The organism is Cellulomonas sp. CW35 (genome assembly GCF_052378485.1).
Lineage (GTDB): Bacteria > Actinomycetota > Actinomycetes > Actinomycetales > Cellulomonadaceae > Cellulomonas > Cellulomonas uda.
In genome coordinates this window covers 1,232,796-1,252,051 of the sequence record NZ_CP199000.1, presented here as the reverse complement: position 1 = coordinate 1,252,051, position 19,256 = coordinate 1,232,796, and the positions used below count along the sequence as shown (strand labels likewise).

General features: G+C 75.1%; 18 protein-coding genes and 2 tRNA genes. 6 read left to right on the top strand and 14 right to left on the bottom strand.

The features are described from left to right. Positions 1-98 precede the first annotated feature (98 nt). Both ACT17Q_RS05850 and ACT17Q_RS05845 read right to left on the bottom strand, forming a co-directional pair. On the bottom strand, positions 99-2,333 hold the full coding sequence (locus ACT17Q_RS05850; RefSeq protein ID WP_444665089.1) for an ATP-dependent DNA helicase RecG: 2,235 nt from the start codon (positions 2,331-2,333) through the stop codon (positions 99-101). Positions 2,334-2,378: 45 nt separating this feature from the next. Beyond that, the gene (locus ACT17Q_RS05845; RefSeq protein WP_444665088.1) at positions 2,379-3,959 is read right to left on the bottom strand and encodes a DAK2 domain-containing protein; all 1,581 of its coding nucleotides are present in this window, start codon (positions 3,957-3,959) and stop codon (positions 2,379-2,381) included. A gap of 380 nt (positions 3,960-4,339) precedes the next feature. Here ACT17Q_RS05845 and rpmB point away from each other — a divergent pair, with 380 nt between their 5' ends. Together rpmB and ACT17Q_RS05835 are read left to right on the top strand one after the other, a co-directional pair. Further along, positions 4,340-4,531 (top strand): 50S ribosomal protein L28, encoded by a 192-nt coding sequence (rpmB, locus tag ACT17Q_RS05840; protein WP_019136706.1) that lies wholly within the window; start codon positions 4,340-4,342, stop codon positions 4,529-4,531. 87 nt (positions 4,532-4,618) lie between these two features. Then, positions 4,619-5,143 carry a GNAT family N-acetyltransferase gene (locus ACT17Q_RS05835; RefSeq protein WP_094180462.1) on the top strand — a complete coding sequence of 175 codons (525 nt, stop codon included), beginning with the start codon at positions 4,619-4,621 and terminating at the stop codon, positions 5,141-5,143. A 12-nt stretch (positions 5,144-5,155) separates the two neighbouring features. On the opposite strand, the gene ACT17Q_RS05830 is transcribed toward ACT17Q_RS05835, so the two are convergent. Then, positions 5,156-6,184, bottom strand: coding sequence for a thiamine-phosphate kinase (locus tag ACT17Q_RS05830; protein WP_444665087.1), 1,029 nt, complete (start codon positions 6,182-6,184; stop codon positions 5,156-5,158). A gap of 87 nt (positions 6,185-6,271) precedes the next feature. Between ACT17Q_RS05830 and ACT17Q_RS05825 the strand changes: the two genes are divergently transcribed. Continuing rightward, on the top strand, positions 6,272-6,757 hold the full coding sequence (locus ACT17Q_RS05825) for a DUF3515 family protein (RefSeq protein WP_141317955.1): 486 nt from the start codon (positions 6,272-6,274) through the stop codon (positions 6,755-6,757). 33 nt (positions 6,758-6,790) lie between these two features. Here the strand turns inward: ACT17Q_RS05825 and ACT17Q_RS05820 are convergent, their stop codons facing one another. Continuing rightward, positions 6,791-7,948 carry a D-alanine--D-alanine ligase family protein gene (locus ACT17Q_RS05820; RefSeq protein ID WP_444665086.1) on the bottom strand — a complete coding sequence of 386 codons (1,158 nt, stop codon included), beginning with the start codon at positions 7,946-7,948 and terminating at the stop codon, positions 6,791-6,793. 57 nt (positions 7,949-8,005) lie between these two features. On the opposite strand from ACT17Q_RS05820, the gene ACT17Q_RS05815 reads away from it, so the two are divergent. Continuing rightward, the gene (locus ACT17Q_RS05815; RefSeq protein WP_444665085.1) at positions 8,006-9,160 is read left to right on the top strand and encodes a trans-sulfuration enzyme family protein; all 1,155 of its coding nucleotides are present in this window, start codon (positions 8,006-8,008) and stop codon (positions 9,158-9,160) included. A gap of 21 nt (positions 9,161-9,181) precedes the next feature. On the opposite strand, the gene ACT17Q_RS05810 is transcribed toward ACT17Q_RS05815, so the two are convergent. The 5 genes from ACT17Q_RS05810 to leuC all read right to left on the bottom strand — a co-directional run bounded on the left by ACT17Q_RS05810 (position 9,182) and on the right by leuC (position 14,911). Next, positions 9,182-10,216: an NAD(P)H-dependent glycerol-3-phosphate dehydrogenase gene (locus ACT17Q_RS05810; protein ID WP_444665084.1), complete on the bottom strand. Its 1,035-nt coding sequence runs from the start codon at positions 10,214-10,216 to the stop codon at positions 9,182-9,184. Then, positions 10,213-10,968, bottom strand: coding sequence for a lysophospholipid acyltransferase family protein (locus ACT17Q_RS05805; protein WP_094180468.1), 756 nt, complete (start codon positions 10,966-10,968; stop codon positions 10,213-10,215). Before ACT17Q_RS05805 ends, ACT17Q_RS05810 begins: the two co-directional genes overlap by 4 nt. Positions 10,969-11,044: 76 nt before the next feature. Next, positions 11,045-12,361 carry a UDP-N-acetylglucosamine 1-carboxyvinyltransferase gene (gene murA / locus ACT17Q_RS05800; RefSeq protein WP_094180469.1) on the bottom strand — a complete coding sequence of 439 codons (1,317 nt, stop codon included), beginning with the start codon at positions 12,359-12,361 and terminating at the stop codon, positions 11,045-11,047. Positions 12,362-12,750: 389 nt separating this feature from the next. Next, a complete protein-coding gene (leuD, locus tag ACT17Q_RS05795) occupies positions 12,751-13,413 on the bottom strand; it encodes a 3-isopropylmalate dehydratase small subunit (protein ID WP_094180470.1) in 663 nt (220 codons plus the stop codon). A 31-nt stretch (positions 13,414-13,444) separates the two neighbouring features. After that, positions 13,445-14,911: a 3-isopropylmalate dehydratase large subunit gene (leuC, locus tag ACT17Q_RS05790; RefSeq protein ID WP_094180471.1), complete on the bottom strand. Its 1,467-nt coding sequence runs from the start codon at positions 14,909-14,911 to the stop codon at positions 13,445-13,447. A gap of 128 nt (positions 14,912-15,039) precedes the next feature. On the opposite strand from leuC, the gene ACT17Q_RS05785 reads away from it, so the two are divergent. Then, positions 15,040-15,759 carry an IclR family transcriptional regulator gene (locus ACT17Q_RS05785; protein ID WP_094180472.1) on the top strand — a complete coding sequence of 240 codons (720 nt, stop codon included), beginning with the start codon at positions 15,040-15,042 and terminating at the stop codon, positions 15,757-15,759. A 179-nt stretch (positions 15,760-15,938) separates the two neighbouring features. Here the strand turns inward: ACT17Q_RS05785 and ACT17Q_RS05780 are convergent. From ACT17Q_RS05780 to ACT17Q_RS05760, 5 genes are all read right to left on the bottom strand, one after another. After that, positions 15,939-16,011 (bottom strand) — tRNA-Glu (locus tag ACT17Q_RS05780). A 94-nt stretch (positions 16,012-16,105) separates the two neighbouring features. Next, a tRNA-Gln gene (locus ACT17Q_RS05775) sits at positions 16,106-16,177 on the bottom strand. Between the two features lie 151 nt (positions 16,178-16,328). Continuing rightward, positions 16,329-16,796, bottom strand: coding sequence for a DUF6912 family protein (locus tag ACT17Q_RS05770; RefSeq protein ID WP_268533550.1), 468 nt, complete (start codon positions 16,794-16,796; stop codon positions 16,329-16,331). 62 nt (positions 16,797-16,858) lie between these two features. After that, on the bottom strand, positions 16,859-18,166 hold the full coding sequence (locus ACT17Q_RS05765) for an AAA family ATPase (RefSeq protein WP_444665083.1): 1,308 nt from the start codon (positions 18,164-18,166) through the stop codon (positions 16,859-16,861). After that, positions 18,163-18,849 carry a hypothetical protein gene (locus ACT17Q_RS05760; RefSeq protein ID WP_141317977.1) on the bottom strand — a complete coding sequence of 229 codons (687 nt, stop codon included), beginning with the start codon at positions 18,847-18,849 and terminating at the stop codon, positions 18,163-18,165. Before ACT17Q_RS05760 ends, ACT17Q_RS05765 begins: the two co-directional genes overlap by 4 nt. Before the next feature lie 119 nt (positions 18,850-18,968). On the opposite strand from ACT17Q_RS05760, the gene ACT17Q_RS05755 reads away from it, so the two are divergent. Next, positions 18,969-19,205 carry a helix-turn-helix domain-containing protein gene (locus tag ACT17Q_RS05755; protein ID WP_094182244.1) on the top strand — a complete coding sequence of 79 codons (237 nt, stop codon included), beginning with the start codon at positions 18,969-18,971 and terminating at the stop codon, positions 19,203-19,205. Positions 19,206-19,256 lie beyond the last annotated feature (51 nt).

Below are 19,256 nucleotides of genomic sequence, written 5' to 3'. Positions count from 1 at the left end.
CGACCGGAGCCGCACCAGGGACGGTGTGCCGTGCGCACAGCCTCGCCCACCACCGGCCCGGCCGTCACCTCGCCCGGTACCGGCCGAGCCCCGACCCGTCACGCACGGTCGAGGAACTCCTCGCGCTCGCCCGCCAGCAGCGCCTCGATCGCGTCGCGCAGTGCGGGGTACGACTCGAGCTCGGGGTCCTGCTCGACCACCGCGCGCGCGTCCGCCCGCGCCTGCTCGATGAGGTCACCGTCGCGTGTGACGCGCAGCAGGCGCAACGACGTCGACCCGCCGGACTGCGACGCGCCCAGCACGTCACCCTCGCGCCGCTGCTCCAGGTCGAACGCCGCGAGCGCGAACCCGTCGAGCGTCTCCGCGACCGTGCGCAGCCGCTCGTGCCCGGGACCGCCCTCCTGCGCGCCCGAGACGAGCAGGCACACGCCCGGCGCGCTGCCGCGGCCCACACGGCCACGCAGCTGGTGCAGCTGCGAGACGCCGAACAGGTCGGCGTCCAGGATCACCATCGCGGTCGCCTCGGGCACGTCGACGCCGACCTCGACGACCGTCGTCGAGACCAGCACCGGCACCGCGCCCGACGCGAAGTCCGCGAGCGCGCGGTCCTTCTCCTCGGGGGCGAGCCGCCCGTGCAGCATCCCGACGCCGACCCCGGCGAGCTCGGGCAGCGACCTGAGCTCCTCGACCACCTCGAGCACCGCACGCGGCGGACGGCGCGGCGTCGCGCCCTGGTCGCCGAGCGTCGCGGGCTCGTCGGCCACGAGGTCCGCCCCGTCCGCGTCGTCGCCCGTGATGCGGGGGCAGACGACGTACGCGCGGCCACCGCGGGCGACCTCCTCACGGACGCGTGCCCACGTCCGGGACATCCAGGTGGGCAGGTGCGCGGGCACGACGAACGTCGTGATCGGGGACCGGCCCGCGGGCAGCTCGTCGAGCACCGACGTCTCGAGGTCCCCGAACACGGTCATCGCGACCGTGCGCGGGATCGGCGTGGCGGTCATGGCCAGCAGGTGCGGCTGTGCCGACGCCTTGGCGCGCAGCGCGTCGCGCTGCTCGACGCCGAACCGGTGCTGCTCGTCGACCACCACGAGCCCGAGCTCCGCGAACTGCACGGTCTTCTCGAGCAGCGCGTGCGTCCCGACGACGATGCCCGCGGCACCGGACGCGGCGTCGAGCAGCGCCTGCTTGCGCGCAGCACCCGTGACGGAGCCGGTCAGGAGCGCGACGCGCGTGCCCTGGTCGGCACCTCCGAGCATCCCGCCCTCGGCGAGGTCGCCGAGCATCGCCCGCAGCGACCGCGCGTGCTGGGCGGCGAGCACCTCCGTCGGCGCGAGCAGAGCCGCCTGCCCACCCGAGTCGACCACCTGCAGCATCGCGCGCAGCGCGACCACCGTCTTGCCGGACCCGACCTCACCCTGCAGGAGCCGCTGCATGGGGACGGGCTGCGCGAGCTCGGCGGCGACCTGCTCGCCCACCGCGCGCTGGCCCGCGGTGAGCGTGAACGGCAGCCGCTCGTCGAACGCGTCGAGCAGCCCGCCCGGCACGTGGGGCCGGGCCACCGCGGGTTGCGCCGCCGCGCGCGCCCGGCGGCGCGCGAGCTCGGCCTGCAGCACGAAGGCCTCCTCGTAGCGCTGCCGGCGGCGGGCCGCGCGCCAGTCCTCCTCGGTCTCGGGGCGGTGGATGGCGCGCAGCGCGGGCAGCAGGTCGCCCAGGCCGCGCGCGTCGCGCACCTGCGCGGGCACCGGGTCGGGGACGTCACCGTCCCGCAGCGGGTCGAGGACGAGCTGCACGGCGGTCGCGATCCGCGCGCTGTCGAGACCCGCGCTCGCCGGGTAGACCGGCAGCGGTCGCGCGGCGTGCTCGAGCGCCGCGCCCTCGTCGTCGGCGTCGAACCACACCGCCTCGGGGTTCGCGAGCTGTGCGCGGCCGTTGAACCAGCCGACCTTCCCCGTGAACAGCCCCCGCCGCCCGGGCCGCAGCTCCTGCACGAACCGCTTGGCCATGTGCTCGCGCTGCGCGAAGAACGCGAGGTGCAGCACCGACCGTCCGTCGGTGACCTGCGCCTCGACGCGGAGCTTGCCCGACGACCGCGCGCGCAGCACGCCGGAGCACGAGCGCACCTCGGCGACCACCGACACCTTCTCGTCGATCACGAGACCCGCGATGTCCGTCAGCCGGCTCGGGTCGGCGTACCGGCGCGGGTAGTAGCGCAGCAGGTCGCCCGCCGTCCGCACGCCCAGGGCCTCGAACTTCGGCCCCGTGCGCGGCACGAGCGAGCCCACCGGGCGGTCGAGCCCCGCCGCGCGCGTCACCCCGTCCGCGTACCGCACGCGTCCTCCTTCGTCGTCCGCATCCTCGTCGCCCCGCACCCCGAGTCAGTCCACCGCGACGAGCACGCGCGTCGCGCTCGCGTCCGCGAGCACGGTCGGCTCGAGCCCGTGCTGCGCCGCGACGCGCTCGACCTGCGCGGCCAGCAGCTCGTCCAGCGGCCCCGGCACGACCACCGTCAGGCTCTCCGGGACCGGCAGGGCGCCGTCCGTCAGGGCGCCGGCCAGGCGGTCGGGGAGGTCTGCCAGGCGGTCGGGCACCGCGCGGACGAGGCCGTCGACCGTCGGGCCGAGCTCCGCGACCGACGCGTCGGGCTCGAGCGCGGCCACCCGCGCGCGGGCCGTCGCGAGCGCCGCCGCGGCCGCCGCCGAGGTCGCCGCGGTCACGAACGCGAGCGTGGCGACCGCCGCGCGCGCCTCGTCGTCCGCGCCGAGCACCTCGACCCCGTCGATCCCGAGCAGCAGGTCCAGCTCGTCCCCCGCGACCGCACCACCGGGCACGACGAGCACGGCCCGGCCGGACTCGTCGCGCGCGTCCTCCACGGCACGCCGCACGTGCTCGGCCCGGACGGGCAGCTCGGGGCAGCGCACGACGACGACGGCCCCCGCGGTCGCGTACCAGGCGGCGAGCCCCGGTGACGCCGTCACGACGACCAGGCCCCACCCGTCCGGGCGCGGGCCGACCGCGGCGTCGACCACGTCGAGCCGCCGCACCACCACCTGCTCGCGCGCGCCCGCGGCGCACGCGTCGATCGCGGCGACCGGCTCGTCGGTGTGCACGTGCGCGTGCCACCAGCCGTCGGCCCCCACGACGGCGACCGAGTCCCCGACGGCCGCGAGCCCCTCGCGCAGATGGTCGCCCAGGTCCGCGCGCGGCGCCTGGACGACGAGCATGACCTCGAACGCCCCGCCGTCGCCGTGCCCCGCGCCCGGCAGGTCGCCGTCCGCGTCCCGCGCCCGCGGCACGGTGCGCTCCGGAAGCCACAGCGCGGGGTCGCGTGCCGGCTCGCGCGTCACCGCCGCGACCAGCGCGTCCACGACGACGAGGAGCGCGCACGCCCCGGCGTCCGGGACGTGCGCGCGGCGCAGCACCGGGTGCGTGGCGGAGATCCGGGCGAGCGCCCGGTGCCCCGCGGCGGCCGCATGGGCCACGGCCTGCTCGGTCGGCGCACCGGCGTCCGCGGCGAGCCCGGCCGCCTCCGCGACCTCGTCGGCCAGCGTGAGCACGGTGCCCTCCTGCGGGTCCGCGAGCGCGAGCCGCGCCGCGCGCGCCGCGTCCCGCAGCGCGTCCGCGAGGACACGTGCCGGGCCGTCCTCGTCGCGCCGTGCGCGCCGCACGAAGCCTGCGAGCCACTGGCTGAGGATCACCCCGGAGTTGCCGCGCGCCGCGAGCATGGCGCCGCGCGCGAACGCCGCGAGGGCCGCCTCGGCGTCGGGCGGCCCACCCGGGGAAGCGAGCAGGTCGTCGACCGCACGGGCGCCGCCCTCGACGGTGAGCCACGCGTTCGTGCCGGTGTCCGCGTCGGCCACGGGGAACACGTTGACGGCGTCGATGCGGCCGCGCGCACCCACGAGCCCCGCGCGTGCGGCGGACACCCAGGCGAGAGCCTGGTCGGTCCCGAGCAGCACGCGCGCTCCCCTCTCGTCGTCCCGCCGTGGTCCGGTGGTCGTGGTGGTCCGGTCGTCGTGGTCGTCAGGTCGTCGTGGTCGTCAGGTCGTCGTGCCGTCCGTCCCGTCGGCGACGAGACCGCGCACCAGCCTGCCCGACGCGGCGGACGTCGGTGCGGCGCATCTCACCCTGCACCACCGCACCCACATTTGGGGCCCTGCACGCCATGGGCTAGTCTTGACCGGTTGCCCGACGGGTTCGGGCGCGCCCTGACGGGTGCGGTGGCAGGTTCGTCCGACGATCTCGTCCGACGGTCCGCGACCGCCGCCCACCGGGAAACACCGACTTCGCCGCGGACCTCGCGGCTGTTCAAGTTCGACCAGAGCAACAGGAGAAGACCGTGGCCGCCACCTGCGACGTCTGCGCCAAGGGCCCGAGCTTCGGGCACAGCATCTCGCACTCGCACGTCCGCACGAAGCGTCGCTGGAACCCGAACATCCAGCGCGTCCGCGCGGTCGTCGCCGGGACCCCCAAGCGTCTCAACGTGTGCACCTCGTGCCTCAAGGCCGGCAAGGTCCAGCGCGCCGTCTGAGTCGCACCTCCAGCGTCAACCGCAAGGCCCGCGAGGAATTCTCCTCGCGGGCCTTGCGTCGTCGCGCCCGTGTGGCATGGTGACCCCATGGCCGAGCAGATCGAGGAGCTGACCATCCGCGCGGCAGGGCCGGCGGACGCCGCCGCGATCGCGTCCGTGCACGTGCGCTCGTGGCAGGAGGCGTACGTCGGGATCGTCTCCGCGACCTACCTCGACTCGCTCGACCCGCAGTCGGCGGCCGAGCGGTGGCGGCACCACCTCGAGCGCGGACCGGACGACGGCGTGCGGACGTGGCTCGCGCAGGACGGCGGCCGGCCGTTGGGCTTCGCGTCGATGGGTCCGAGCCGCGACGAGGACGCCGGCCGCGGCGACCTGGAGATCTACTCGATCTACCTCGACCCCGGGACGTGGGGGCACGGGGTCGCGCGTGAGCTCATGCGCACCCTCATCGCCGAGGCGGGCGACCACACGCCGCTGTCGCTGTGGGTGCTCGCGGCGAACGAGCGCGCGCGCCACTTCTACCGGCGCCACGGCTTCCAGCCCGACGGTGTCGAGCGGTTCGAGGACGTGGGCGGCGAGGAGCTGCTCGAGGTCCGCTACCGCCGCCGCTGACCGCCAGGACGCTCAGCCCGTCCGGCCGGCGAAGTGGTCCCAGCCCGTCGCGACACCGGGAGCGTCCCCGTCGAGGGTGACGGCGAGCTCGTCGTCCCCGGCCGGCTCCCCCCGGCCGACGACCCCACCGACCACCCCACCGGCCGCCCCGTCGACCACCCGGCCGATCACACGGCCGATCACCCGGAACGGTGCCGGGAGCTCTGTCCCCGCGGGGAACGTCGCGAGCAGGCCGTGGTCCTCTCCGCCGCCGAGGACCCACGCCCACGGGTCGGCGTCGAGCCCGCGGGCCACGTCCGCGAGCGCGTCCACGGCCGGGGCGAGGGCACCGCGGTCCAGGTCCACGCGGACCCCGCTCGCACGCGCGAGCCGCCCCGCGTCCTTGAGCAGCCCGTCGGACACGTCCATCATCGTGGTCGCGCCCGCGCGCGCGGCGTCCGGCCCCGCGGCGAGGGGTGAGCGCGGCCGCAGGTAGGCCTCGACGAACCGGGCGGGCGCGTGCGCGGCGCGCGCGGACAGCGCCGCCAGACCCGCGGCCGACCACCCCAGGACCCCCGCGTGCGCGACCACGTCACCGTCCCGCGCGCCGGAGCGCAGCACGGGGGCACGCCCCTGCAGGTCTCCGTGCGCGGCCACGCCGACGACGACGAGCGGCCCGCCCGACAGGTCCCCGCCGACCACGCCCGCACCCAGCGGGCCGCACTCGGCGGCGAGACCGCGCGCGAGCCCGACGACCCAGTCGACGTCCAGCTCCGCGGGTACGACGAGCGTCACGACCAGGCTCGTGGGCACCGCGCCCATCGCGGCGACGTCGGCCAGGTTCTGCACCGCCGCGCGTCGCCCGACGTCCTCGCCCGAGGACCACGCGCGACGGAAGTGCCGGTCCTCGACCAGCACGTCCGTCGTGACGACGAACCGCCCGTCCGCGGCCGCGACGACCGCGGCGTCGTCGCCCGGGCCCAGGAGGGTCGCCGCGCCCGCCGGCAGCTCCGGGACGATCCGGTCCAGCAGCTGCTCCTCGGTCAGGTCCGCGACTCGCACCCGGCCACGCTAGCGCCCGCGCGACGGCGAGCCAGCCCGCGCACGCGCTCGTGCGGAGCACGCCCCGCGAGTCGTTACGGTGGTGACGTGCCCCGCGCTGCTCGTCGTGCCCTCGCCCTCGCCCTCGTCCCGGCCGCCCTCGCCGGGTGCGCACCGGCCGTGGCGACGACCGCGGGACCGTACGCGACCGACCCGGTGTGCGCGCAGGTCGTCCTCGCGACACCCGACGAGCTCAGCGACCTGGAGCGGCGCGACACCGACGCGCAGGCGACGACCGCGTGGGGCGACGGCTCGGGCGCGGTCGTGCTGCGCTGCGGCGTCGAGCCGCTCGGGCCGACCACGGACCGCTGCGAGAGCGTTGAGTCCCCCGACGGCACGTCCGTCGACTGGGTCGTCGTCGCGTCCGACCCGGACGACGAGGCGGGCAGCGACTGGACGTTCACCACGTACGGTCGCGTCCCCGCGGTCCAGCTGCTCGTGCCGGCCGCGATCGCGCGCACGCACCCCACGTCGTTCCTCGACGCGCTCGGGCCCGCCGTCCAGCACACCACCCGCGAACGCGGCTGCCTGTGACGCGCCCGACGCCGACGCGCCTGCCGTGACGCGTCAGCGCAGACCGGTGGGCCGCTCGAGCGCGAGGCGCACGAGCTCGTCGACCAGCTCGGGGTAGGTCAGGCCCGTCGCCTCCCACATGCGCGGGTACATCGAGAACGGCGTGAACCCGGGCATGGTGTTGATCTCGTTGACGACCACCTCGTCCTGCGGCGTGACGAACACGTCCACCCGCGCGAGCCCCTCGCAGCCGAGTGCCTCGAACGCCTGCACGGCGATCTCCCGCACGCGCCGCGTCACGTCGTCCGGCAGGTCAGCCGGGCAGGCGAGCCGCACGGACGCCTCGTCGAGGTACTTCGCCTCGAAGTCGTAGAACGTGTGCCTGCCGGTGTCGACGACGATCTCGCCGGGCAGCGACGCCCGCGCGCGCTCGCCGTGGTGCCCGCCCAGCACGCCGCACTCGATCTCCCGCCCGACGATCGCGGCCTCGACCACGACCTTGGGATCGTGGCGCTCGGCCTCGGCGATCGCGGCGGGCAGGTCGGCGAGGTCGTCGACCCGGGTGATGCCGAGGCTCGACCCGGCGCGCGCCGGCTTGACGAACAGCGGGAGCCCGAGGGGCCGGATGCGCTCGGTCTGGCCCTGCGGGTCGCGGTCGTAGGCACCGGGCAGCAGCACGACGAACGGCCCGACGGGCAGGCCCTGCCCGGCGAACACGAGCTTCATCATGTGCTTGTCCATGCCGACCGCGGACGCGAGCACACCGTCGCCCACGTACCGCACGTCGGCCAGCTCGAGCATGCCCTGCAGCGTGCCGTCCTCCCCGAACGGCCCGTGCAGCAGCGGGAACACCACGTCCACCTCGCCGAGCGGGAGCGGCACGTCGCCGTTCGCGACGAGGTGCACCTCGCGGTCCGACGAGGACTGCGGCAGCTGCACGTGCGCGCGCGCGTCCTCGACCCGCGGCAGCCGCCCCTCGGTGATCGACCAGCGGTCCGGGTCGTCGTCGGCGAGCACCCAGCGGCCCTCGGGGGTGATCCCCACCGCGAGGACGTCGTACCGGTCGCGGTCGAGCGCCCGCAGCACGCCGCCGGCGGTCGCGCAGCTGATCGCGTGCTCCCCGGACCGGCCACCGAACAGGACCATGACGCGGGGGCGGCGGGCGGGGGTGGCGGGGGCGCCCGCGTCGGCGGGCTGCGGCTGGGCGTTCATCGGGGACGACCCTACCCGCCACGGCCCGCGCCCCGACGCCGCGCGTACGCTGGCGCGGTGACCTCGCCGCACGCGCACCACTCCCCTTCGACGCTCGTCGTGACCGCCGGCCGTCCCGCGCGCGAGCAGGGCGCTCCGCTCAACCCGCCGCTCGTGCTGTCCGCGACGTTCGTCTCGCAGGGCGTGCCCGGCGACGAGCCGATGTACGGGCGTGCGGACACCCCCGCGTGGCACGCGTTCGAGGAGGCGCTCGGGCTGCTGGAGGCGTGCCCGACCCCCGCGCTCGTCCTCGGCTCGGGCATGGGCGCGATCGCGGCGGCGATGTCGCTCGTCCCTCCGGGCGGCCGGCTGGTCCTGCCCCGGCACAGCTACCAGGTGACGCTCGGCTACGCGGCGGACCTCGCGCGTCGCAGCGACGTGCGGGTCGAGCTGGTGGACGTCGCGGACACCGATGCGGTGCTCGCCGCGGTCCGCGGCGGTGACGGCACCCGGCCCGCGGACCTGCTGTGGGTCGAGTCCCCCACCAACCCGATGCTCGAGGTCGCGGACCTGCCCGCACTCGTCGCCGGCGCGCACGGCGTCGGCGCGCTCGTCGCGGTCGACAACACGTTCGCCACGCCGCTCGTGCAACGGCCGTTCGAGCACGGGGCGGACGTCGTCGTGCACGCCGTCACCAAGTACCTGGCGGGGCACAGCGACGTCGTGCTCGGCGCGGTGCTCGCGGCCGACCCGCGGGTGCGTGCGCGCCTGCACGAGTACCGCACGCTGCACGGCGCGATCGCCGGGCCGTTCGAGGTCTGGCTGGCGCTGCGCGGGCTGCGCACGCTCGCGCTGCGGGTCGAGCGCAGCCAGGCGAGCGCCCTCGAGCTCGCGCACCGCCTCGCGGCGGACCGGCGGGTGCTCGCCGTGCGGCACCCCGGGCTGCCCGACGACCCGGGTCACGCCCGCGCGACGGCGCTGATGGACGGCTACGGCTCGGTCATCGGCGTGCGCCCCGTGGGCGGGCCGCAGGCCGCGGACGCGCTCGTCGCGGCCGTGCGGCTCTGGGTGCCCGCGACGAGCCTCGGCGGCGTGGAGTCGACCCTCGAGCGTCGCCGCCGGTTCAGCACCGAGTCCGCGTCGGTCCCTGAGGACCTGCTGCGCCTGAGCACCGGCATCGAGGACGTCGAGGACCTCTGGCGCGACCTCGACGCCGCGCTCGCGACGCTCTGAGCGCCCGGCACCCGGGGCGGCTCAGCGGACCACGACCTCCGAGCGGCGCGGCCGCGCGAGGAGCATGGGGGCGAGCTGGTCGACCGGCAGACCCTCGTAGAGCACCTTGACGACCGCCTCGGTGATCGGCATCTCGATCCCGAGCCGGCGTGCGAGCTCCAGGACGGGGCGGCACGTCTTGACCGCCTCGGCCGTCCCACCGGTCGCGGCAATGGCCTCGTCGAGCCCCATCCCCCGGCCGATGTGACCGCCGAGGGTGTGGTTGCGCGAGTCGGGGGACGCGCACGTCGCCATGAGGTCCCCCATGCCGGCGAGCCCGGGGAACGTCTCAGGGCGGGCCCCGAGCGCGAGCCCGAGACGCGTGATCTCCACGAGGCCCCGCGTGATGACCGTCGCCATGGTGTTGTAGCCCAGGCCGCGCCCCTGCGAGATGCCGACCGCGAGCGCGATGACGTTCTTCACCGCACCGCACAGCTCGACGCCCACGACGTCCGGGTTCGTGTACGGGCGGAAGTACGACGAGGCCACGGCGCGCGCGACGAGCGCGGCGGTGTCGGGCGAGGTCGACGCGACGACCGTCGCGGTCGGCTGGTGGCGCGCGATCTCACGCGCGAGGTTCGGGCCCGAGACGACGGCGACGCGCTCGTCGGGCAGGTCGAGCGTCTCCGCGACGACCTCGCTCATGCGCTTGTCGGTGCCGAGCTCGACGCCCTTCATGAGCGAGACGACGACCGCGTCGTCGCGCAGCGCGCCGCGCAACGGCGCGAGCGTGTCGCGGGCGACCTGCGACGGCACGGCGACCGCGACGATGCGTGCGTGCGCGACGGCCGCGCGGGCGTCGGTCGTCGCGGTCACGGACGCGGGCAGGTCGATGCCGGGCAGGTAGGCCTCGTTGCGGTGCTGGTCCGCGATCTGCCGCACCACGGCGGCCGAGCGGCCCCACACGGTCACGTCGCACCCCGCGTCGGCGAGCACCGCCGCGAACGTCGTGCCCCAGCTGCCGGTGCCGAGGACGGCCGTGCGCAGCGTCTCGCCGTTCTCGTCGGACGCCGTCACGGCTGCTCCGGCCGGGCCGCGCGCTCGCCGCCGGACCGCTGCGCGTCGGGCTTGCGCATGTCGTACCGCACGGCGGGTGCCTGCTCGCCGCGGATGCCCTCGAGCAGCCGCGTGATGGCGTCCATGACGCGCTCCGTCGCCTCGCGCAGCGTCGCGGCGTCCTGCGGGCGCTCGTACAGGTCGTCGAGCACCACCGGCGGCCCGACGACGATCGTGACGGTCTTGCGCGGGATCGGCCTGAGCAGCTTCGCGTAGCGCCCCAGCAGGTTCTGCGGGCCCCACTGCGCGACGGGGATCACGGGTACGCGCGTCGTCAGCGCGAGCCGCGCGACGCCCGTCTTCCCGACCATGGGCCACAGGTCCGGGTCGCGCGTCAGGGTGCCCTCCGGGAACACCGCGACGGCGTCACCCTGCTGGAGCGCCGTGACCGCCGCGCCGAGCGACTCCCCCGCCGCGCTCGTGTTGCGGTAGACGGGGATCTGCCCGGTCGCGCGCAGGACGCGGCCCACCAGCGGGACCTTGAACAGCGGGTCCTTCGCGAGCACCTTGGGCGCCACGCCGTTGTCCCACAGGAAGTGCGCGAACGTCAGCGGGTCGACGTTCGTCATGTGGTTCGCCGCGACGATGAACCCGCGGTCGGTCGGGAGGTGCTCGACACCGTGCCAGTCGGGCTTGGTCATCGCCTTGAGCAAGGGTCGGACGATCCGCGCGACGTTGCGGTAGGCGCGGTTGGAACGGGCAGGCGGACGCACGACGAGCAGGCTACCTTCTGGCGGCGGGACGGGACCTGAGGCGCCACCAGGGGACGGGGGTGCCCGAGGTGCGGGGTCAGTCGCGGCTGAACTCCGCCCCGAGCGCCGAGAGCTTGTCCATGAAGTGCTCGTACCCGCGGTCGATCAGGCTGATCCCCCGCACCTGGGACGTGCCCTTCGCGGTCAGCGCCGCGATGAGGTGGCTGAAGCCCCCGCGCAGGTCCGGCACCTCGATGTCCGCGGCCGACAGGGGCGTCGGGCCGCTGATGACCGCCGAGTGGTAGAAGTTGCGCTGGCCGAACCGGCACGGCCGCCCGCCCAGGCACTCCTTGTAGACCTGGATCGTCGCGCCCATGCCGACGAGCGCGTCGACGAACCCGAACCTGTTCTCGTACACCGTCTCGTGCACGATCGACAGGCCCTTGGCCTGCGTGAGCGCGACGACGAGCGGCTGCTGCCAGTCCGTCATGAAGCCGGGGTGCACGTCCGTCTCGAGCTGGATCGAGCGCAGGTCGCCGCCCGGGTGGTAGAAGCGGATGCCCTCGTCGTCGACCGCGAACTCGCCGCCCACCTTGCGGAACGTGTTGAGGAACGTCGTCATCTCCGGCTGCGTCGCTCCGCGCACGTAGATGTCACCGCCCGTCGCGAGCGCCGCGGACGCCCACGACGCCGCCTCGATGCGGTCGGACAGCGAGGTGTGCTGGTACCCCTCGAGCCGCTCGACGCCCTCGATGCGGATCACGCGGTCGGTGTCGACCGAGATGATCGCGCCCATCTTCTGCAGGACGTTGATCAGGTCCATGATCTCGGGCTCGATCGCCGCGCCCGCCAGCTCGGTGATGCCGTCGGCGCGGACCGCCGTGAGCAGGAGCTGCTCGGTGGCGCCCACACTCGGGTACGGCAGCGCGATCTTCGTGCCCTGCAGGCGCCGCGGGGCGCTGAGGTAGATGCCCTGGGGGCGCTTCTCCACGACCGCGCCGAACTGGCGCAGGATGTCGAGGTGGTAGTTGATCGGCCGGTCGCCGATCCGGCAGCCACCCAGGTCGGGGATGAACGCCTCGCCCAGGCGGTGCAGCAGCGGGCCGCAGAACAGGATCGGGATGCGGCTCGAGCCGGCGTGCGCGTCGATGTCCGCGACGTGCGCGATCTCGACGTCGCTCGGGTCCAGGCGCAGGGTGCCGGCGGCGTCGTCGGCCTCGACGCGCACCCCGTGCAGCTCGAGCAGCCCCTTGACCACCGCGACGTCCCGGATCTGCGGCACGTTGCGCAGCACGCTGGGGGTCTCCCCCAGGAGCGCGGCCACCATGGCCTTCGACACGAAGTTCTTGGCGCCACGCACGGTGATCTCTCCCCGCAGCGGGTTGCCACCGTTGACGTACAGCAGATCGTTCACGCGCCCATCCTCGCCTACCCACGGCACCGGCCCCCGACCACACGGGTGCCCGACACCTTGCTCCGCACGACACCTTCACAGGCCGGCGACACCCGCTCGCGCGGGACGCGACCCGCACGACGACGCCGTGACGACCTCTTGCCGAGCCGCTTGCGCGCACCCGGTCCGTTCTTGGCCTCGACCTCCCACCGGCGCCACGTACAAGCGCGCCGACGAGGGGCAGTCCGCCCGAGCACAGCCAACCAGGACCGTCGCGGAGTTCTTCCCGCACCGGCGTCTCGTCCGGCGCGACGGACCGCTGCCCACGCTAGCGCGAACGCGGTGCTCGCACGCGACGGCCCCGGCGCACCAGTCCGGGGTGCACCGGGGCCGTCGTCGTACCGGGCGGGTCAGGCGGGGCGTCGCCCGATCGCGACCTCGACCGGCCGCGCTGCCTTGATCTCCACCGGCGGGAGGTGCTTGGCGGGCAGCGTCGCGGGACGCCACGACTCCCGACGCTCCTCGAACGCGGAGATCTCGTCGACGTGCTGCAGCGTCAGGCCGATGTCGTCCAGACCCTCCATGAGCCGCCAGCGCGTGTAGTCGTCCACGTGGAACGGGACGACGACGTCGTCGCACTGCACGGTGCGCGCGACCAGGTCGACCGTGACCTCGGTGCCCGGGCGCGTCTCGAGGATCTTCCAGATCAGCTCGATGTCCTCCTGGGCGACCTGGGCGGCCAGCAGGCCCTGCTTGCCCGAGTTCCCGCGGAAGATGTCGGCGAACCGCGCCGAGACCACGACCTTGAAGCCGTAGTCCTTGAGCGCCCACACCGCGTGCTCACGCGACGAGCCCGTCCCGAAGTCGGGGCCCGCGACGAGGACCGAGCCGGAGCGGTAGGCGTCCTGGTTGAGGACGAACTCCGGGTCGCCGCGCCACGCCGCGAACAGCGCGTCCTCGAACCCCGTGCGCGTCACGCGCTTGAGGTAGACGGCGGGGATGATCTGGTCGGTGTCGACGTTGCTGCGACGCAGCGGGACCCCGACGCCGGTGTGCTGGGTGAACTTCTCCATGGGTCTGTCTCTCTCGTTCGTCGTCGGGTCGTCAGACCGTCTGGAGGTCGGCGGCGGGGCCGGTCAGCGGCGAGCCGTCCGGCGCGGGCCGGCCCGTGCCCAGGTCCGCGTAGGACGAGAGCGTGCCGCGGATGGCGGTCGCGGCCGCGACGAGCGGCGAGACGAGGTGGGTGCGCCCGCCCTTGCCCTGGCGGCCCTCGAAGTTGCGGTTCGACGTCGACGCCGAACGCTCTCCCGGAGCGAGCTGGTCGGGGTTCATGCCCAGGCACATCGAGCAGCCCGCGTTGCGCCACTCCGCACCGAAGTCGAGGAAGATCTTGTCGAGCCCCTCGGCCTCCGCCTGCAGACGCACGCGCGCCGACGACGGGACCACGAGGACGCGCACGTCGTCGGCCTTCTTGCGGCCCTGCACGACCTTCGCGACCGAGCGCAGGTCCTCGATGCGGCCGTTGGTGCACGAGCCGATGAAGACCGTGTCGACCTTGATCGAGCGCAGCGGCTGGCCCGGCGTCAGGCCCATGTACTCGATCGCGCGCTCGGCGGCGACGCGCTCGTTCGCGTCCGCGATCTGCTCGGGCACGGGCACGTCGGCCGACAGCGGCAGGCCCTGGCCCGGGTTGGTGCCCCACGTGACGAACGGCTCGAGGTCCGCGGCGTCCAGGACCACCTCGGCGTCGAAGACCGCGTCGTCGTCCGAGTGCAGCGTGCGCCAGTACTCGACCGCCGCGTCCCAGTCGGCGCCCTCGGGCGCGTGCGGGCGGCCCTTGAGGTACTCGAACGTGGTCTCGTCGGGCGCGATCATCCCGGCGCGCGCACCGGCCTCGATCGACATGTTGCAGATCGTCATGCGCGCCTCCATCGACAGCGCGCGGATGGCCTCGCCGCGGTACTCCAGCACGTACCCCTGGCCGCCACCGGTGCCGATCTTGGCGATGACCGCGAGGATGATGTCCTTGCTGGTCGCGCCCTCGGGCAGACGGCCGTCGACGGTGATCGCCATGGTCTTGAACGGCGCGAGCGGGAGCGTCTGGGTCGCGAGCACGTGCTCGACCTCGGACGTGCCGATGCCGAACGCGAGCGCGCCGAACGCGCCGTGCGTCGACGTGTGCGAGTCGCCGCAGACGACCGTCAGGCCGGGCTGCGTGAGGCCGAGCTGCGGGCCGACCTGGTGGACGATGCCCTGGTCCGCGTCGCCGAGCGAGTGGATGCGCACGCCGAACTCGGCGGCGTTGGTGCGCAGCGTCTCGATCTGCGTGCGGCTCGTCGCGTCCGCGATCGGGCGGTCGATGTCGAGCGTCGGCGTGTTGTGGTCCTCGGTGGCGAGCGTCAGGTCCGGGCGACGGACCGGACGGCCGGCGAGCCGCAGGCCCTCGAACGCCTGCGGGCTGGTGACCTCGTGGACGAGGTGGAGGTCGATGTAGAGGAGGTCAGGGGCTCCGTCCGTGCCTCGTCGCACGACGTGCGCGTCCCAGACCTTCTCCGCCAACGTACCGGACATGTGCTGCGGTCCTGTTCTGCTCGTCCGGGTGGGGGTGTTCCCGGTTCTCGGGGCCGATCGGGGTGACTTCTCGAACGCGTCGTGCCTCTGCACTTGCATCTCAGCCTGCGAGACGCCAATATCGGCCTATGGACAACTCTAGCGGAGTCGGCGTCCTGGACAAGGCCGCAGCCGTCCTGAGCGCGCTCGAGGCCGGTCCGGCGACCCTCGCGCAGCTCGTGACCGCCACCCATCTTGCTCGACCGACCGCCCACCGGCTCGCCGTCGCGCTCGAGCACCATCGTCTCGTCGCCCGCGACATGCAGGGCCGGTTCGTGCTCGGCCCGCGCCTGTCCGAGCTCGCCACCGCGGCGGGCGAGGACCGGCTGCTCGCCGCGGCCGGACCGGTGCTCGCCGCCGTGCGCGACCACACGGGTGAGAGCGCGCAGCTCTACCGCCGGCAGGGTGACCAGCGCATCTGTGTCGCCGCCGCCGAGCGACCCATCGGCCTGCGCGACTCCATCCCCGTCGGCGCGACGCTCACCATGCAGGCCGGCTCGGCCGCGCAGGTGCTGCTCGCGTGGGAGGAGCCCGACCGGCTGCACCGCGGGCTGCAGGGCGCCAAGTTCACCGCGACGATCCTGTCCGGCGTGCGCCGCCGCGGTTGGGCCCAGTCCGTGTCGGAGCGCGAGGTCGGCGTCGCGTCGGTCTCCGCACCCGTGCGCGGGCCGTCGGGACGCGTCGTCGCGGCCGTCTCGGTATCCGGACCGCTCGAGCGTCTGACCCGCCAGCCGGGCCGCCTGCACGCCGCCGCGGTCGTCTCCGCCGCCAACCGGCTGACCGAGGTGCTGCGCCGCACCGCGGAGTGACACCCGCCACCTCCCCACCTCCCCAGAGGTCCGAGACCTCACGACGATGGCCCCGGCCCTGCGCCGGGGCCATCGTCGTGCGTGAGGGGCGCCGAGCACACCGCACTCACGACGTCACTCACGAGGATCAGCTCACGACGACGAAGGCCCGGTCACCGTGGTGACCGGGCCTTCTGACGTACCCCCGACCGGATTCGAACCGGCGCTACCGCCGTGAGAGGGCGGCGTGCTAGGCCGCTACACAACGGGGGCCTATCGCCTGCGTGACCCGTGGGCCTCGCTTGCGTGTGAACACTTTACCCGACGTCCGCTCGTGCTCCGAACCGTCCGATCAGCGGTGCTCGCGCTGGGGTACCAGGACTCGAACCTAGACTAACTGAACCAGAATCAGTCGTGCTGCCAATTACACCATACCCCATGGGGTATAACTTCCGGGCCTCCCGGCAGCCTCACGACGGGGCGTGAGGGCCACTCGGTTCGGACTGATCCGGACGTCGTACCGCCCGTGAACGTTACCCGGTCGCAGGCCCGACGACCAAACCGCTGCCGTGAGAGCCGCGCCACGCCGCTCAGCGAGGGATCTGGGCGATCTCCGCCGCGTCGTACCAGAGCAGGTCCGCGTCGTCGACGCGCTCCGCCGCCGCCGCGTCGCCCTCGAGCGCCCGGGCGACGTCCGCCGCGACCTCGGGCTCGTCGACGTGCACGCACGCGATCGCGTCGCCACCCACGGCGTCGACGAGCGCGACCGCGCTCGGGCCCGCGTCGTCGGGTGCGGCGTCGAGCCGGACGGCGCCGTCGGGGACGTCCACCGTCACGACGAGCCGCAGACGCGGTGCGTCACCGCGCGCGGCGAGCATCGCGAGGCTGTCGTCCGCGGCCATGAGGTGCGCGGAGAACTCGAGCCCCTCGTCGTCCTCGTCGGGCAGCGCGGCGCGCAGTGCGGCGGTGACCGCGTGAGCGGTCCGGGGGCCGAGCGTGACCGAGCCGTCGGCGGCCGGGTCGAGCTCGTCGAGCGTGGCGGGCAGGTAGAGGCGCACGACGTCAGTGTGCCGCGAGTGCGGGGCGCGCGTCGCACCGGACCGCGCGCTCCCGCTCCACGTCACGCGAACGGCGCGACCGACGCGACCGCAGGGACGCCGCCGACGACCCCCTGCCCCACCCGTGCGGCGAGGCCGACGATCGCACGGCGGGCCGGCGACCCCGGTGCGATCTCCCGCAGCGTGCGCGCCTCGAGCACCGCGGCGTCGAGGCTCGGCCGGTCGTCCGGCACCAGCACCGCGTCACGCACGCCCGCGTACCGCTCGAGAGCTCCCGCGACCGCGCGAGCGGCCTGGGGCCCCGCGACCGACGCGCGCACACGGTTGACGACGACGTGCTGCGGGGTGATCCCGAGCTCCCCGAGGTCGGACAGCGCGCGCACGAGGCGCTGGATGCCGACCGGGTCCGCGGACCCGACCACGACGACCTCGTCGGCCGCCGCGAGCGCCCCGAGCGTCGCGGCGTTGCGCCGCGGCGCGCGCGTGTCGTAGCTCAGCACCTCGTCCTGCTCGACCGAGAACCCGCAGTCGACGACGACGAGCGCCGCGAGCCGCCGCGCGACCACCCAGACCGCGTCGAGCGCCGAGCCCGGCAGCTCGGGCCACCGGTCGGCGCGCGTGATGCCCGACAGCAGCCTCAGGTCCCCGCTCACGTACGGCGCGAGGCGCGCGAGCGTCACGAGGTCGAGCGAGCCCTGCCCCGCCGCGCGGGCCGCGGCCGCCAGACCGGGCGACTCGTCGAGCAGGCCGAGCAGCTGCGCGAGGCAGCCGCCGTACGTGTCGGCGTCCGCGAGCAGCGTCGACCGGCCGGCCGCCGCCGCCTCCGCGGCGAGGTTCAGCGCGACCGTGGACCGGCCGGGCGCACCCGTCGGGCCCCAGACCGCCACGAGGCGGCCACGCTCGGCGGGCGGGACCGGCGCCTCGTCCCACGGCGCGGCTCCCGACCAGTGCGGGCCGTCGGGGACGTCGGGTGCGGGCGCTCGGTGCATCCCCTGCACGAGCGTCACGACGCGGTCCGCGAGCGCGGCCGCTCCCCCGGCGTCCACGGGTGCGTCGAGGACGAGGTCGGCAGCGGCGACGCGCGCCCGGTCCGCCGCGGACGTGCGCTCGGGGTCCAGCAGGACGACGACGGCGGCGCCGGCGGCGCGCAGGACCGCGACCGCGGTCAGGTCGAGCTGCTCGACGTCGGACGAGACCACCGCGACACGCCCCAGACCGGCGTCCGCCGCCGCCTGCAGCTCCGCGAGGTCGGCGCACCGACGGGTGACCCGCAGCGCGGGGTCGTCGTCGAGCGCGCGGACCACCGCGACCTCGGCCGTCCCGCGCACGGCGCACAGCACGCCGACGACGCCCGGCGACTGCTCGCTCATCGCCCGGCCGGCCCGGGCACGGGCAGGACGTCGATCGCGCCCTCGGCCGAGAGCGCGGCGAGCAGCGAGGCGAGCGCGTCCTGCGGGACCAGCACGTGCACCACGGCCGCCCCGCTCGTGGCGAACGTCCCCTCGGGCCGGTTCACCTCGGCGACCGTCACCCCCGTCGCGAGCGTCCGCGGCCCCGGCGCGTCCTTGCCGTCCTTGCCCTGCTCGGAGGAGGACGCAGGCGGCTTGGGCGTGAACCACACGTCGACGACCGCGCCCGCCACGACGTCGTCGGACGGCGCCGACCGCACCGGGACCGCGACCGGCCGCAGCGCGACGTCCGCTGCGGATCCCAGCGCGTCGGCCGGGACCAGCTCACCCGCGCCGACCGTGCGCAGCGCGACCGCGTCCTGCGGCAAGGCGCGGGACGCCGAGACGTACTCCGCGCCCGCGAGCTCGGGCAGGCGCACCTCGACGACGACGAGGTCGTCCGGGCCCACCGCGGACCCCGGGACGAGCACGCCGCGCGTCGCGTAGACCGGCACGGTCTCCTGCGCGGACCGCACGGCCCACGCGCCGAGCGCGACGGCGGCGGCGACGAGCACGATCCCCGCGAGCAGCCGTGGGTCGCGCCACCCGGGACGGCGCAGCCGCGCCGCGGTCGGCGCAGGGAGGTCGAGCAGGGCGGTGTCCACGCGGGCTCCTTCGGTCGTCGGCGCTCCGCATCCTGCCCCAGACGGCGGGGGTGAAGCGGGCGAAACGGAAGGATTGTGGATAACCGGATGTGCCCGCCACCGCGTGCCACACTGCGGTCATGCCGCAGCGGTACCTCTCCCTCGCCGACGTCGCCGAGACCCTCGGGGTCTCGGTCGGCCAGGTGCGCACCATGGTGACGACGGGCGAGCTCGAGGGCTTCCAGATGGGCGGGCGCAAGATCTGGCGCGTCGACGTCGCCGACCTCGAGGCCTACGTCCAGCGCGCGAAGGCGCGGACGCGCGAGCGCATCACGAGCGGCGCGGGGTTCGACGACGAGGGCCGCGACGAGTCCTGACGCCCGTCCGGCGGTCGCACCCCGGCCCCCGGGACCGCACCCGCGGTCACC

What these genes read in the sequence shown, in the direction of transcription:
- ACT17Q_RS05835 (WP_094180462.1), top strand. Translation starts at nt 4,619, where the DNA reads ATGGCCGAGCAGATCGAGGAGCTGACCATCCGCGCGGCAGGGCCGGCG.
- ACT17Q_RS05820 (WP_444665086.1), bottom strand. Translation starts at nt 7,948, where the DNA reads ATGAACGCCCAGCCGCAGCCCGCCGACGCGGGCGCCCCCGCCACCCCC.
- leuD (WP_094180470.1), bottom strand. Translation starts at nt 13,413, where the DNA reads ATGGAGAAGTTCACCCAGCACACCGGCGTCGGGGTCCCGCTGCGTCGC.
- leuC (WP_094180471.1), bottom strand. Translation starts at nt 14,911, where the DNA reads ATGTCCGGTACGTTGGCGGAGAAGGTCTGGGACGCGCACGTCGTGCGA.
- ACT17Q_RS05785 (WP_094180472.1), top strand. Translation starts at nt 15,040, where the DNA reads ATGGACAACTCTAGCGGAGTCGGCGTCCTGGACAAGGCCGCAGCCGTC.
- ACT17Q_RS05765 (WP_444665083.1), bottom strand. Translation starts at nt 18,166, where the DNA reads ATGAGCGAGCAGTCGCCGGGCGTCGTCGGCGTGCTGTGCGCCGTGCGC.
- ACT17Q_RS05755 (WP_094182244.1), top strand. Translation starts at nt 18,969, where the DNA reads ATGCCGCAGCGGTACCTCTCCCTCGCCGACGTCGCCGAGACCCTCGGG.